Source organism: Alicyclobacillus mali NBRC 102425 (assembly GCF_001570745.1).
Lineage (GTDB): Bacteria > Bacillota > Bacilli > Alicyclobacillales > Alicyclobacillaceae > Alicyclobacillus > Alicyclobacillus mali.
In genome coordinates this window covers 1-13,858 of sequence record NZ_BCSG01000022.1, presented here as the reverse complement: position 1 = coordinate 13,858, position 13,858 = coordinate 1, and the positions used below count along the sequence as shown (strand labels likewise).

The following is a 13,858-nucleotide window of genomic DNA, read 5'->3' as shown; positions in this document are numbered from 1 at the left end:
ACCCGCCGAAACGGGTGCCTATGCTCGACCCTGATATCCGCTCCACGCCGAGACTTTGGCGGCGGTGTCCTTGAGCGCCTTCACCGCCCGCTCCACGTCCTCGTCGCGGATGACCGACGTCATCGTCAGACAAGACAGGACGAGATCGACCTTGTTCTGCTGGTTGAAGACGGGCACCGCCACCGCCGAGATGCCGGCCCAGAGCTCACCGTGGGAGACGGCGTACCCCTTGTCGCGCACCTCCTGCAGGAGGCGCATGTACGCTTCTTCATCGGTGACACTGTTCGCGGTGTAGGCCCTGAGTCCATCCCGCAGCACTCGACGCCACGTGGACTCGTCGTCATATGCCAGAAAGCATCGGCCGAACGCGGCGCCGTACACAGGGAACTGCTGCCCCACGGACACGGCGATGCGCACCCCGTCGCCCGGCGGCTCGGCGGAGCCGATGTAAATGACGCGATCGTCCCGCAGCCGTTTCACGAGCACCGCCGTCATGCCCGTCTGCGCGGCGACCTGATGCAGTTCGGCGAGCGCGTGCGCGTACACATCGTTGAGATCCGCCGCACGCGCGCCGAGCGGGATGAGGTACGGGCCGAGACTGTAGCGGCGCGACTGCGGATCGTAAGAGACGAAGTCCTCCCGCTCCAACGTCCGCAGCACGCGCAGACAAGTCGTCTTGTTCACGCTGAGCCGCTCGGCAATCTCTGTCAGCGTTGATTGCCGGTATTTGTGCCGGCTCAAAAGCTTCAAAACGCGCGCCGCGAGCGCGACAGATGGCACTTGGTAGTCCAACGGACACCCTCATTCCGCGAAAAAGTGTCTGGCCCGCCTTCAGGCGAGCGGTTTGCGGAACGTCGCCGTACCCTGGACGACGCGGACATCTCCCGGCGACTTCTGCGCCCAGACGTCGCACGTCACCACCTGATAGCCTTCTTCCTCTTTCACCTCTTGGACGACGCCGTCACAGGTGATGATATCACCCGGCCGCACCATGTCAACGAATCGCACGCCGAACGAAAGAAGTTCGCCTGCTTCGCCGACCTCGTCCGTCAGCATCTGCGCCACGAAGCCCATGGTCAGCATGCCGTGGGCGATCACGCCACCAAGTCCCGCCTCCTTGGCGAATTCCTCCACGGTGTGGATGGGATTGAAATCGCCCGATGCGCCCGAGTACTTCACGAGCTGGATCTTGCTCACGGGCGGCTTGATGAGCGGCGTGAGATGATCGCCCGGCTGATATCGCTTCGCCGTCATTGCGCCCCGCCCCCTTCCGGCCGATAGATGACAGTCGACTTCGCCTCCTGGACGAGTTCGCCCGCTTCGTTCTCCACCTTGTACGTGAAGACGAGCAGGATCATGCGACCGAGCTTGCCGGCCCGCTCCTTGGCGTCCGTGAGCGCGAAGCTCGCGTACAGCACGTCACCCGCGAGAATGGGCTTGTAATACGTATAGAACATCTCACCGTGAATCAGACCCTCTGTCGGCATCTCGAGGCCCGGAATCACGCCGTAGTCAAACGTGCGGCTGAACGTCGGGGGCGCCACGAGGCGGCCGAACCGGCTCTGCGCCGCGCGCTCCTCGTCGTGATAGAGGGGGTTCGGATCGCCAATTGCGTCCGCGAACTTCCGAATGGCCCCCTTCTCCACCTCGTTTTTCACAGGTTTGGACCACACGCCGAGCAACCGCTCAAAATCCGCGAGTTCCATCGTTCATCTCCTCCGCCAAGACTCAGTACATAGACACGAGCCGGCCCTCATCGTACTGCTCGCGCAGTGTCTTCTTCGAGAACTTGCCAACGCTCGTTTTCGGGATCTCGTCGACAAACACGTAGTCGTCCGGCAACCACCACTTCGCCACCATATTGGACAGGTGCGCCTGGAGATCGTCCTTCGTGACCTTCCCGCGGTACTCCTCGCGCAGGACGACGCACGCGAGCGGCCGCTCCTGCCATTTCTCGTGAGGGATGGCGATCACGGCCGCCTCCGCCACCGCAGGATGCGCCATAAGGGCGTTCTCCAGATCCACGGACGAGATCCATTCGCCGCCCGACTTCACGAGGTCCTTGACGCGATCGACAATCTGCAGATAGCCGTTTTCATCGATGGTGGCGATGTCACCGGTGCGGAACCAGCCGTCCTCGGTGAAGGTCTCCTTCGTCTTCTCCGGATCTTTGTAGTAGCCATCGATGATCCAGGGCCCTTTGAGGAGAAGTTCGCCCATCTCCTTGCCGTCGTGCGCGACCTCCTCGCCCTGCTCGTTGACGACTTTCATCTCAAGCCCGGGCAGAATGAGGCCCGTCTTGGCGCGCAGGCGGTACTTGTCAGGCGCGGGGAGATCTCTGAGCTTTTCCTTCGGAAACGAGACAAAGGTCACCGGGCTCGTCTCCGTCTGGCCGTAGCCCTGGTACAGCGTCACGCCAAGCTCCTTCTCGTACGCTTCCGTGAGTGCCGCTGGCAACGCCGATCCGCCCGACATGAAGAAGCGCACGCAGGAGAAGTCGTACTCGCCCGGGTGTTGGCGGACGTGATTCAGGATGCCCATCCAGATGGTAGGCACGCCCGCCGAATACGTGACGCGCTCGTTGTGAATGAGATCCGCCAGGTCTTTCGCCGTGGGCCGCGGACCCGGATAGACCTGTTTTGCGCCAATCCACGTGTCGGCGTATGGCCGCCCCCACGCGTTCACGTGGAACATGGGCACCACCGGCATCGTCACGTCCGTCTCGCGCGTGCCGAGCTCGTCGACGAGCACCGTCAAGCAATGCAGGTAGAGGCCGCGGTGGCTGTAGACGACGCCCTTGGGATTGCCGGTCGTGGCCGAGGTGTAGCTGATGAGCGCTGGCGTGTTCTCGTCGAACGCCGGAAAGTCGAAGTGAGGATCTGCCTCGCGAATCAGATCTTCATAATGGTAGACATTCGGGAGCTTCGTCTCCGGCAGCTTGTCGTTGTCCGTCATGACAACGTACGCCTGAACGGTCGTGAGCTTGGGCGCCACGGCTTCGATGAGCGGCAACAGGTCCTCGTCCACAAACAGGACCTTGTCCTCAGCGTGGTTGATGACGTAGGCAATCTGCTCGGGAAACAGCCGAATGTTGACGGTGTGCAACACGCGCTGCGAGCATGGCACCGCGTAGTACAGTTCCATGTGGCGATGGTGGTTCCACGCGAACGATCCGACGTGTTCAAGCGCTTTCACACCGAGAACGCGGTCGATCGCGTTCGCGAGCCGACAGACGCGATCGTACAAATCGCGATACGTGTAGCGAAACACGCCGTTGTAGCCGCGCGAGACAATCTCTTTATCGGGGAAGATGGTCTTGGCGCGGTAGAGCGGCGATTTGAGCAGAAGCGGATAATTCATCATCGTCATCGACTCCTTCGCGAAAATTCCTTTCCTCGCAGGTATCCACACCGAGTTCATGCGGATGATATCAGCGCGTCAGTTGGGGCGCTTTGTGTCCTGCGCGAGCTCGAGCCTCGCCACGTGGCGCTTGTGCACCTCGTCCGGGCCGTCCGCAATTCGGATGACGCGCGCCTGCGTCCACATGTAGGCAAGCGGCGTATCCTGGCTGACGCCGGCGGCGCCAAACGCCTGAATGGCGCGATCGATGACGCGCTGCGCCACGTTCGGAGCGACCACCTTGATCATGGCAATTTCCTTTTGTGCAGCTTTGTTGCCCACGGTGTCCATCATGTACGCGGCCTTGAGTACGAGAAGGCGCGCCTGTTCAATCTCGATGCGCGACTCGGCAATCCACTCGCGAATGACCCCCTGCTCGGCAAGCGGCCGCCCAAACGCGACGCGCTCCTTGACCCGTTCCACCATGAGCTCGAGCGCCCGCTCCGCCATGCCGATCTGCCGCATGCAGTGGTGAATTCGCCCCGGGCCCAGCCGTCCCTGCGCGATGGCGAATCCCTTGCCCTCGCCCCAGATGAGGTTTTCCTTCGGCACGCGGACGTTGTCGAACACAATTTCGGCGTGCCCGTGTGGCGCATCGTCGTAGCCGAACACGTTCAGCGTGCGGACGATGGTGACACCCGACGTGTCGAGCGGCACGATGATCATGGACTGCTGCTCATGCTTTGGCGCGTCGGGATTCGTCTTGCCCATCACGATCGCGAACTTGCAGCGAGGATCCCCAGCTCCGGAAGACCACCACTTGTGCGCATGGATCACGTATTCGTCGCCGTCTCGGACAATGCTCGCCGAAATGTTGGTGGCGTCCGAAGATGCCACCTCCGGCTCCGTCATGGAGAAACACGAGCGGATCTCACCGGCGAGGAGCGGCTTCAGCCACTTCTCCTTCTGCTCAGGTGTGCCGTAGCGAACGAGCACCTCCATGTTCCCGGTGTCCGGCGCGTTGCAGTTGAAAACCTCCGGCGCAATCGGGGATCGGCCCATCACCTCGGCGAGCGGCGCATACTCGAGATTCGTGAGCCCTGCGCCGTACTCGCTGTCCGGGAGAAACAGGTTCCACAGCCCCGCCGCCTTCGCCTTGGCCTTCATCTCTTCCATGATGGGCGGGATCATCCAGCGGCTCGGCAGAGACGCGAGCTGCTCGTAGTACACGCGTTCGCCAGGGTAGATGACTTCCTCCATGAATTCCTCAAGCTTTTGCTTCAGCGCCACCACTTTGTCGGAGTACGAGAAATCCACAAACACCGCTCCTTCACGCGAGTCGCGATCGTCACATCGCCGTCGTGCCGCCGTCCACGGCGAGGACCTGTCCCGTCACGTAGTCGGAAGCCGCGGTGGCGAAAAACAGCGCCGCGCCCTTCAGGTCCTGGTCCCCGCCCACGCGCCCGAGCGGCGTGCGAAGATGAATCAGGTTGCCACCGCGCTCGAGCACGACACGCGTCATCTTGGTCGGGAAGAACCCAGGAGCAATTGCGTTCACATAGATGCGGTAGCGCGCCCACTTCACGGCGAGATCGCGCGTCATGGCGATGAGTCCGCCCTTCGAGGCCGCGTAACCCGCCGCGTCCAGCACCTCCGGCGGCGATCCGCGCATGCCCGCCACGGACGCGATGTTGACAATTTTGCCGCCACCCTGATCCTTCATGTGCCGCGCGACGCGCTGCGACATGAGGAATGCGCCAGTCAGGTTTGTCTGCAGCACCTTCATCCACGCGTCGTACGGCATGTCGAGCGCGGGCGCCCCCCAGGATGTGCCGGAATTGTTGACGAGCACGTCGATCCGTCCGAATCGAGCCACCACCTCACCGACCAGCGCGTCGATGGACGCCTCATCCGTGACGTCGAGGGGAAGCGCGACGGCCTCAGCGCCGCGATCGGCCAGCTCCTTCGCGACCTCCTCGCAGTTCTCGACGCGGCGCGAGCAGAGCACCACCTTTGCCCCCGCCTCCGCATACGCCTCCGCGATCTGCTGCCCCAGGCCACGTCCACCACCTGTGACGATGGCGACCTTGTCGTCGAGGCGGAACAGGTCGAACACGCTCATCCGAGAGCCCCCCTTTTCAAGTCCATGCGGCCGATCACGCCATACCGGCGCGATCGGCCACGTCCTCAACGATGGCGGCAGCCGTCGATGTAGATCACCTGGCCCGACACGTACGAAGAGTCGTCGCTGGCGAAGAAGGCAATGACGTTCGCCACATCTTCCGGCTTGCCCGTGCGCCGCAGCGCAATCTGCTGCGAGGCCGCCTGCTTGAACGCCTCGTAGTCGACACCGACGCGCTCGGCCGTGGCGCGCGTCATGTCCGTCTCGATAAAGCCAGGCGCGACCGCGTTCACGCGAATACCGAATGGCCCGAGCTCAATTGCGAGCGTCCGCGTGAAACCCTGCATGCCAGCCTTTGCTGCCGAGTAATTGGCCTGGCCACGGTTGCCAAGAGCAGACGTGCTCGAAAGGTTGATGATCTTCCCGGACTTCTGCTGCACCATGTACTTCTGGGCCGCGCGGCTGCAGAGGAACGCACCCTTGAGGTGGACGTTCATCACCATGTCCCAGTCTTCTTCGGTCATCTTGAAGAGCAGGTTGTCGCGGATGACGCCCGCGTTGTTGACGAGGATGTCCAATCGGCCCCACTGCTGCACGACCGACTCGACGGCCCGCTCCACGTCGTCCGCCTTGGTCACGTCACAGCCGACGCCGATGGCTTCGCCGCCCGCCTGCCGGATGGCCTCAACCGTGTCCTTCGTCAGCTCTTCCTTGATGTCAAACACGGCGACCTTCGCGCCGTCCGCCGCCAACCGCTTGGCCGTCGCGGCACCAATGCCGCGCGCTGCACCCGTCACAATCGCCACTTGTCCATCCAACTTGCCCATCATCCATACTCCTCTCTCATCATCCCGCCGGCAGTTCGCGTAAGCGCTGACATCGTCCGTCCTGAGCCACCGGCTCGCCGATGTCGGAATGGGTCCAACGTTCAGGCTGATTGCACATCTTCATCCTATCACAGCCGGACGACTGACCGCCAGAATTTTTTCATAGATGAAATAGAATTTCGATTTCGCGATCACGCATCCGCCTTGGTGCGCTCATACTCCTTGTGCAACTGTGCCGCAATGATGTTCTTCTGGATCTCCGAGGTGCCCTCGTAAATCCTCGTGATGCGCGCGTCGCGATAAAACCGCTCGATGGGATACTCCGCGATGAAGCCGAGCCCTCCGTGGATCTGGACCGCCTTGTCCGCCACGCGGTTGTAGACCTCGGACCCATACAGTTTCAGCATCGCGGCTTCCTTGATGACGTTCATCTGTTGATCCGTCATCCACGCCACGCGGTACACAAACGTGCGCAGAAGTTCGATCTCGAGCGCCATCTCCGCGAGATAGTGCTGGATGATCTGCTGCTCAAAGATGGGCTTGCCGAACTGAATCCGCTCGTGTGCAAACGCCAGCGATTTGTCCAACAGATATTCGCAGGAACCCAGGCATCTTGCGGCGAGCCCCGCCCGGCCGTTGGCCAGAATCTTGAGCGCGTTGACATAGCCCTCGCCCTCTCGGCCGAGGACGTTCTCCTCTGGGACCTCCATGTCCTCGAAGAAGATCTGCGCCGTGTGCGAGCCGTGCAGCCCCATCTTCTTTTCAATGTGTCCCACGCGAAAACCCGGAAAGTCGCGTTCCACAATGAACGACGTGATCCCCTTCGGCCCCTTGGACGGATCTGTGACCGCCATCACCGTGAACACATGCGCATACGGCGCGTTTGTGATGTAGATCTTCTGGCCGTTGAGGATGTAGCGGTCTCCCTTTTTCACAGCCGTCGTCTTGATGGCCGCCGCGTTCGATCCCGCCTGCGGCTCTGTCAGCGCAAACGCGCCGAGCCACTCCCCTGTCGCCATCCTGGGCAGATACTTCTCCTTCTGCTCCTTGTTGCCGAACTCCACGATGCCGACCGACCCGATGCCGTTGTGCGCGCCGATGATGGTCGTGTATCCATTGATGGTCTTGCCGAGTTCCTCGTAGATGGCGCACTTGCCCAACATGTTGAGCCCAATGCCGCCATACTCCTCCGGGATGCTGAGGCCAAACAGGCCGAGTTCCTTCGATTTTTCCAACACGCTGTCCGGCACGTGATCCTCTTCCTCGATCTGCATGGCGAGCGGCTCAATCTCGTGTTCCACAAAGTCGCGAATCGTCCGCCGCATTTCCTCCAGCTCGGATGGGAGCGTAAAGTCCACGCGACTCACCTCCGTCGTTTACGAATATGAAATCCGAGTTCAAATGAGAACTACAGGGATCATGATAGCGGTTTCTGGAGAGGGACGCAATGGGGAACGACATGGAACGACCGGGCCGTTGTTGCCATACGTAAGGGCGCAGCTCGATTTGAACTGCGCCCACGACGTCAATTTGTGTTGGCGACGAGCTCGCTGTTGAAACTCCCCCCGACCGACGAGCGAGATCGCCGAGGAATATGAGATGTGGAGCCCATTCCAACCCTGCGCCTTGCCTTAACTCGCCACTTCTCGCGTGACGCGCTGAATGATGGCATCCGGCAGGCGATAGACGACGCCGGACGGATCGGCGTGCACCAGATCCACCATCTTGCCGAGCTGACGCTTGTCGAGCTGGTACTCGGCGAACGTCGCGGGCAGGCCGACCTGCTCGCGCAGATGGCGAATGCGCTGAATGAGCGCGTCGAGGGCGGCGTCGGGATCGGAAGGGGCGTCGAGATTCAGCGCCTGCATGAATTCGACGACGCGCGGGCGGTAGAACGCGGGCATCGCGGCCATCACGTTCGGCAAGAGCACGGCGTTCGCGAGGCCGTGCGGAATGCCGAACTTCGCGCCGAAGGCGTGCGCCATGTTGTGCACGGGAATGGCGTTCAAGGCGAGGCTGAAGCTGATGATGGCCATCGTGCTCGCCATGAGCATGTTGGCGCGGGCGGTCAGATCCTGCCCATTGGCCACGGCCTTCGGCAGATTTTCGAAGATCATGCGCGCGGATTGAATGGCGTACGCGTCGGTGAACGGGTTGGCCTGCGGCGAGAAGAAGCCTTCAATGGCGTGGGTCAGCGCGTCGAAGCCCGTGAAGGCCGTGATGCTGGGCGGCAGGCCGACCGTGAGTTCGGGATCAAGAATGGCGATATCCGCGTTGATGAACGGGTTGATGAGGTTCACCTTGACGCCGAGATCGTCGTGGAAGACCACGGCGATGGGCGAAGCCTCGGCACCTGTTCCGGCGGTGGTGGGCAGCGCCACGTGCGGAATAAAGATGGGCTGCGCCTCGGGCCACATCTCGAGCGCGTTGCCGATGAGCGCGGGGCGTATGTCGGTGAGACCGCGGCTCACCATCCACTTGATGCCCTTCACGGTGTCGAGCACGCTGCCCCCGCCGAGGGCGATGAGGCTGTCTGCGGCACACTCGCGGTACGCGCGCGCGGCCTCGTTGATGATATGCGCCTTCGCGTCCTGCTCGACGCGATCGAACACGCCGGCGATGGTCACGGGCGTCGGGACGAGATCGAACAGCTCCAATATCTTGTCGAGCAAGCCGGCCCGCACAATTCCAGGATCGGTGACGACAAACGCGCGCTTGCCGCCGAGCCCGCGCACGGTCTCGGGCAGGAGCACGCGCGAGCCAACGCCGTTTGTGATGGTCGTTCTCGCCATGAATTGAAAACCGGATCGGATGTATGGCATGGATGAACCCCCTCGCAGTCGTCGATGGCGTCAGGCCTTCTCGGGCAGGACGATGGAATACCAGTGGCGGTTTTCCACCTCGTGCACGAGGGAGGCGTGCACGTGCTTCAGCTGGGTGTACTCGTCAAGCGCATACTGGCCTATCTCGCGCCCAAAGCCGCTCATCTTGTAACCGCCGAACGGCGCGTCACTGCGGAACATGTGCCAATCGTTCACCCAGATGGTTCCCGCGCGAATCTCGCGCGCGACGCGATAGGCCTGGTTGAGATCGCGCGTCCAGACGCCGCCGGCTAGACCGTAGACGGTGTCGTTGGCCAGCCGCACCGCCTCGTCCACGTCCCGCGCCTTCATGACCGCGAGCACGGGACCGAAGATCTCCTCCTGCGCGATCTTCATGCGGTTATCGACGTCGGCGAAGATGGTGGGTTCGACGAAATACCCGCCTTCGAGCCCTACCACGTCCGCGCGCGAACCGCCGCACACGAGGCGAGCACCCTCCTCTTTACCGGACTCGATATAACCCAGGATGGACTTGAGCTGTGTCTCCGAGATGATGGGCCCCATGCCCACCTTGTCGTCGAGCGGGTTGCCCAGGCGAATCTGCGACGCCAGCTGCGCGAGCCGCTCCACCACCTCGTCATAGACCGCCTCGTGCACGATCACGCGCGTCCCGCACTCGCACACCTGGCCGCTGTGCAGGAAGACGCCAAACAGGATGCCGGGAATGGCGAGATCCAGATCCGCATCCGGCAATACAATGGCCGGCGACTTGCCGCCCAACTCCAGCGTCACGCGCTTCACGCCCTGCGCCGCGAGCTGCATGATCCGCTTGCCGACCTCGGTCGATCCGGTGAAGGCAATTTTGTCGACCTCCGGGTGCGTGACCAACGCCTCGCCCACGGACGATCCCGGCCCGGTGACCACGTTGAACACGCCCTTCGGCAGCCCGGCCTTCACGGCGAGCTCGGCCAGCTTGAGCGTGGAAAGCGGCGTGTTGGACGCCGGCTTAATGACGATGGAGTTGCCCATGGCGAGCGCGGGCGCCAGTTTCCACATCGCGAGAATGAGCGGATAGTTCCACGCCGTGATGCCCGCACAGACGCCGACCGGCTCCCTCCAAACCTGGTTGTGGCTCGGCGCCGGGAACGGGCGCAGCGGAAGCGTCTTGGCGTATTCGTACTCCTGCGCGAACTTGGCCGTCTGCTGGAGCAGGTCGACAATGAGCAACATATCCGCGCTCGACACGCGCCGCACGGTTGCACCGGATGTCAAGATTTCGAGAAACGCGATCTCCTGCGCGTGCGCGACGATCTCGTCCGCGAACCGGAGCAACACCCGAGCTCGCTCGTGGGGCTTCGCGCGCGACCACTCGCCCGATTCAAACGCCCGCCGCGCGCTCCGCACAGCGCGGTCCACGTCTCGCGCGTCCGACTTGGCCACGCGCGCGCAGGGCTGACCCGAGGCGGGATTCACCACCTCGAACATCTCGCCGCTTTCCGCAGGCGTGTATTCGCCGTCAATGAACATGCCGTACTCGGGGAGTCTCACACTCGTCATGACCATGGCTGTTCCTCCCTTGACATTTCGCCGCACCCTTGCGCGCCGCTCGACGCCGCGCGCTGGGGGACGACGTGCTCCTCAATCAGCGCCCGCAGCGCCTGGACCTGCTGCTTCAGAGCTTCCAACTCGCCCCGCATACGAGCCAATTCGGCGTGATCCGCCTGCGCACGCTTCTGCCGCTCCATGCGCATCTGCATGAACCACTTGAAAAGGATTTGGTTGGAATAGTCCTGGGTGATCATGTCGCGCAAAGCGTCCTCGAGCGTCTCGCGCTTGCCCTTTGGGCCGTGATCGCGCCCGTAAAGCAGGTGCTTCTCCAGAATTTTCGGGATATCCGGATTGTTGGGGCCACCGGACTGGCGGTAAAACGCCTCCATGCGTTTTTGAATCGTCAACTGCTCCTGCGCTTCCCGCGACAGGTCGCCCGTCTCACGCGTCCCGCCGCGGGCCGGCATGGGTTCCCTTGACTGAAACTGCACCGCCATACACATCCCCTCCGCCGCTGTTCAGATTCGCTTCTTGGATCGGATGGTGCTCCAGAGCGCCGAGAGGCCGAGCGCCACGCTGGCCGCCACGCCGCCCCAGCCGAGATCGACAATCCCGCCATGCGCAGCGGGCCGCGTGTCGGCAAAGGCGAGCAGGATGGCGCCGCCGAGGAAGAACGTCCCGGACATGGTGGCCAGAAGCAACTTGTTGACCACGCGATGCAGCGTGCGCACGGCCTGGTGAGACAACTGCGCGTCCAGGTTGACGCGAAAGTCGTTCCATTCGAAGTGCTCGAGGATCTTGTTCAGGCGCCGCGGCAACGTCGCGGTGAGTTTCGCGAACTCAGCCGCAAAGCTGGCGTTGGTGTGATAGTTGAAGCGGCGCATCATCCAGCGTCGCAGGATCTGGACGTCCGCAATCTCCACCAGTTGGTGATACGAGATCTCGGGGCAAAGCCAGCGCGCCGTGCCCTCCGCTGCCGAAAAGCCTTTGGTCCAAAGCGCCAGGCCGTTCGGGATCCGGCAGTAGTTTTTCGCCGCGATCACGATGGTGGTGAGCAGGAGGTTGCCCCAGTTGTAGTAGCTGGCCTGCGTGCTGTTGGTGTAGTGAATGAGCAAGGAGCGAAGCTGATCGCGCAGGCGGACGAGATCGGTGTACCGGGTCGGTTCGTAGATGTCGAGCAGAGCCTCGATGGCGTCCTCCTGCTGGTTGACGCGCACGTGCATGAGCATGCGGAAGATGGCCTCCGTGTGCGCCGCGTCCATGCGCCCCACCAGGCCCCAGTCGAGAATGGCGATGCGCTTGGTTCGCTTATCCACCATCAGGTTGGATGCGTGCGGGTCCGCGTGGTAATTGCCCTCGACAAACGCTTTCACGTAGTAATGAGCGAGGTCCGTCATGCGCTCCAAGCGCTCTTCAAAGGTGAAGAAGTCGACGGGAAAGTCCTTCAGATTCCACCCATCGATGAACTCCATCACGAGCACGCGCTGCGTGACGTGGTACACTTCCGGGATGTACAGAGTCTCGAACTCCTGGACCATGCCGCGCTGCTCTTCCATGATTTCCGCCTCGCGGCGCAGGTCCAGCTCGTTCATCGTGCTGCTGTAGTAGTCTTCAATAATGCCGTTCAAATCGATGGAAACCTCGAGCTGCGGCGGAAGCAATTTCTGCAAGCGCCGCACGAGCTTGCGAACGTTGTTGATGTCCACCTGGAACAGTCTATCGACGAGCGGCCGGACAATCTTGACCGCCGCCATCCGACCATCCGCCAACTGCGCGCGATACACCTGCGCCAGTGAAGCCGAACCGAGCGGATTCGGGTCGATCCAGCGAAAAACCTCAGCCCAGTTGGGGATCTCGTCCTCGAGCACGGCCATCATGTAGTGAAAAGGCAGCGGGGGCACGCTGTCGAGGAGGTAGGCCAGCTCCGCCGTCACCGCTTCGGGCAGGAGTTCCTGCCGGGTCATGATGACCTGCCCGAGCTTGATAAATGTGGGGCCGAGTTCTTCAAACGCTGCGCGCAGCCGTTGTCCCAAGAGGCGCTGGCGAGCCTCTTCGTCTCGGCTCCGATCGCGCAACGCATGAAGCACGCCGTGTTTTACAAGCGCTTTCACCACCTCGCGCTGGCGCTTGCTCGGCGTGATCTTCCGACGCTCCCGTTCGATGAAGCGCCGCGCTCGCTCCAGCTCGTTTCTCTCCTCTGTATTCAGCGCAACCGCCATGTGACACGCACCCCCTCGCGAGTCGCCATGCCTCCCGTACAAGCCCTTCGGCCTGCATCAGGGACACGCGCCACGACACTCATCTTTCTTGGAGTATACAATCCGAAATAGTCTGCCTATATCCCGAGAACCGGGGGAATTCGGGGGAACCCCCCCATGACGAAGGGGGATCCTCAATCTCTGTTCGTTGAGCGCGGACCGTGAAGGAAGCGGGTATGGACGATGTAGCGGAGCGGCGCGAACCCGATGTAGTCAAAAGGCCAACAGGTCTGAAGTGTCAGCGTCTCTCGCGGCGTCGGCGCGGTCACGGCCGTGTCGGTCGGCGGGACGATTTGTGCACCCGTCACCTGGTAGGTGAACGTCCCGTAGGCTGTTTCAAATTCGACGAGATCGCCCACGCGCAGGCGGCTCAAGACGTGGAACACCGTGTCGCGGTGTCCGGCGACGTACACGTTGCTGCCCTGCCCAGGGAGAGCGGAGGCCGGATCGTGCCCAGCGCCAAGCGCGAGATCCGCCCACGAGTCCCCTTGGACGACAGGCACGCGCACGCCTTCGGCCGGAAAGACGAGCTCACCGATTTTTTGTCCCAGCCGGGGCGGAGGCATCCAGAGCGCGATATCCCCAGCACCTTGACCGGCTGCGCGAGGCCCAGGCTGATAGACGGGAAGGGGGCGAAGGTTCACCCAGGCGGTCTCCCACAAATAGGCCCATCCTGCGTCACCGGCCATCACAGCCCCGATGAGCGCCAGAAGAAGCGGAACGGCCCGCGCGCCGAGCGCGAGCCGCCGCATCTGCTTCGCCTTCATGACTCACACCATCCAGCGCCGCGTCCACCGCCACACGGGAACGGCGGAACCACCCCCGAGCATCAACAGGGCGAGGCCCAACGCAATCCAGAGAGGGAGGCGTGTGGACGTCTGAGGCAGCAGTCCTCCGGGCACCTTCGGAAGCTGGGCCGACACGATGATGTGGCCCGGTGTG

Annotated in this window: 13 protein-coding genes; all 13 read right to left on the bottom strand. The window is 62.5% G+C overall.

Annotated features, from left to right (window positions below):
* Nucleotides 1–18: 18 nt before the first annotated feature.
* On the bottom strand, nt 19–792 hold the full coding sequence (locus AMA01_RS08745; protein ID WP_067850079.1) for an IclR family transcriptional regulator: 774 nt from the start codon (nt 790–792) through the stop codon (nt 19–21).
* Nucleotides 793–831: 39 nt separating this feature from the next.
* Nucleotides 832–1,254, bottom strand: coding sequence for a MaoC/PaaZ C-terminal domain-containing protein (locus AMA01_RS08740; protein WP_067850077.1), 423 nt, complete (start codon nt 1,252–1,254; stop codon nt 832–834).
* Entirely contained in the window at nt 1,251–1,706 is a 456-nt protein-coding gene (locus AMA01_RS08735) for a MaoC family dehydratase N-terminal domain-containing protein (RefSeq protein ID WP_067850075.1), read from the bottom strand. The genes AMA01_RS08740 and AMA01_RS08735 overlap by 4 nt, the downstream gene beginning before the upstream one ends.
* Nucleotides 1,707–1,728: 22 nt before the next feature.
* Nucleotides 1,729–3,363 carry a long-chain fatty acid--CoA ligase gene (locus AMA01_RS08730; protein ID WP_067850073.1) on the bottom strand — a complete coding sequence of 545 codons (1,635 nt, stop codon included), beginning with the start codon at nt 3,361–3,363 and terminating at the stop codon, nt 1,729–1,731.
* 75 nt (nt 3,364–3,438) lie between these two features.
* Complete coding sequence (locus tag AMA01_RS08725) at nt 3,439–4,656, bottom strand: acyl-CoA dehydrogenase family protein (protein ID WP_067850071.1); 1,218 nt, start codon at nt 4,654–4,656, stop codon at nt 3,439–3,441.
* Nucleotides 4,657–4,687: 31 nt separating this feature from the next.
* Nucleotides 4,688–5,461, bottom strand: coding sequence for an SDR family oxidoreductase (locus AMA01_RS08720; protein ID WP_067850069.1), 774 nt, complete (start codon nt 5,459–5,461; stop codon nt 4,688–4,690).
* Between the two features lie 65 nt (nt 5,462–5,526).
* Entirely contained in the window at nt 5,527–6,291 is a 765-nt protein-coding gene (locus AMA01_RS08715) for a beta-ketoacyl-ACP reductase (RefSeq protein ID WP_230087693.1), read from the bottom strand.
* Nucleotides 6,292–6,479: 188 nt separating this feature from the next.
* A complete protein-coding gene (locus AMA01_RS08710; RefSeq protein ID WP_067850066.1) occupies nt 6,480–7,646 on the bottom strand; it encodes an acyl-CoA dehydrogenase family protein in 1,167 nt (388 codons plus the stop codon).
* Between the two features lie 273 nt (nt 7,647–7,919).
* Nucleotides 7,920–9,110, bottom strand: coding sequence for an iron-containing alcohol dehydrogenase (locus tag AMA01_RS08705; protein WP_067850065.1), 1,191 nt, complete (start codon nt 9,108–9,110; stop codon nt 7,920–7,922).
* Between the two features lie 30 nt (nt 9,111–9,140).
* Nucleotides 9,141–10,673: an aldehyde dehydrogenase family protein gene (locus AMA01_RS08700; RefSeq protein WP_067850063.1), complete on the bottom strand. Its 1,533-nt coding sequence runs from the start codon at nt 10,671–10,673 to the stop codon at nt 9,141–9,143.
* Entirely contained in the window at nt 10,664–11,155 is a 492-nt protein-coding gene (locus AMA01_RS08695; RefSeq protein ID WP_067850062.1) for a hypothetical protein, read from the bottom strand. The genes AMA01_RS08700 and AMA01_RS08695 overlap by 10 nt, the downstream gene beginning before the upstream one ends.
* Before the next feature lie 21 nt (nt 11,156–11,176).
* Nucleotides 11,177–12,877: an ABC1 kinase family protein gene (locus tag AMA01_RS08690; protein ID WP_067850060.1), complete on the bottom strand. Its 1,701-nt coding sequence runs from the start codon at nt 12,875–12,877 to the stop codon at nt 11,177–11,179.
* A gap of 173 nt (nt 12,878–13,050) precedes the next feature.
* Nucleotides 13,051–13,683, bottom strand: coding sequence for a class D sortase (locus tag AMA01_RS08685; protein ID WP_067850058.1), 633 nt, complete (start codon nt 13,681–13,683; stop codon nt 13,051–13,053).
* Nucleotides 13,684–13,858: the final 175 nt, after the last annotated feature.

What these genes read in the sequence shown, in the direction of transcription:
- AMA01_RS08735 (WP_067850075.1), bottom strand. Translation starts at nt 1,706, where the DNA reads ATGGAACTCGCGGATTTTGAGCGGTTGCTCGGCGTGTGGTCCAAACCT.
- AMA01_RS08740 (WP_067850077.1), bottom strand. Translation starts at nt 1,254, where the DNA reads ATGACGGCGAAGCGATATCAGCCGGGCGATCATCTCACGCCGCTCATC.
- AMA01_RS08730 (WP_067850073.1), bottom strand. Translation starts at nt 3,363, where the DNA reads ATGATGAATTATCCGCTTCTGCTCAAATCGCCGCTCTACCGCGCCAAG.
- AMA01_RS08685 (WP_067850058.1), bottom strand. Translation starts at nt 13,683, where the DNA reads ATGAAGGCGAAGCAGATGCGGCGGCTCGCGCTCGGCGCGCGGGCCGTT.
- AMA01_RS08705 (WP_067850065.1), bottom strand. Translation starts at nt 9,110, where the DNA reads ATGCCATACATCCGATCCGGTTTTCAATTCATGGCGAGAACGACCATC.
- AMA01_RS08690 (WP_067850060.1), bottom strand. Translation starts at nt 12,877, where the DNA reads ATGGCGGTTGCGCTGAATACAGAGGAGAGAAACGAGCTGGAGCGAGCG.
- AMA01_RS08695 (WP_067850062.1), bottom strand. Translation starts at nt 11,155, where the DNA reads ATGGCGGTGCAGTTTCAGTCAAGGGAACCCATGCCGGCCCGCGGCGGG.
- AMA01_RS08700 (WP_067850063.1), bottom strand. Translation starts at nt 10,673, where the DNA reads ATGGTCATGACGAGTGTGAGACTCCCCGAGTACGGCATGTTCATTGAC.
- AMA01_RS08720 (WP_067850069.1), bottom strand. Translation starts at nt 5,461, where the DNA reads ATGAGCGTGTTCGACCTGTTCCGCCTCGACGACAAGGTCGCCATCGTC.
- AMA01_RS08715 (WP_230087693.1), bottom strand. Translation starts at nt 6,291, where the DNA reads ATGATGGGCAAGTTGGATGGACAAGTGGCGATTGTGACGGGTGCAGCG.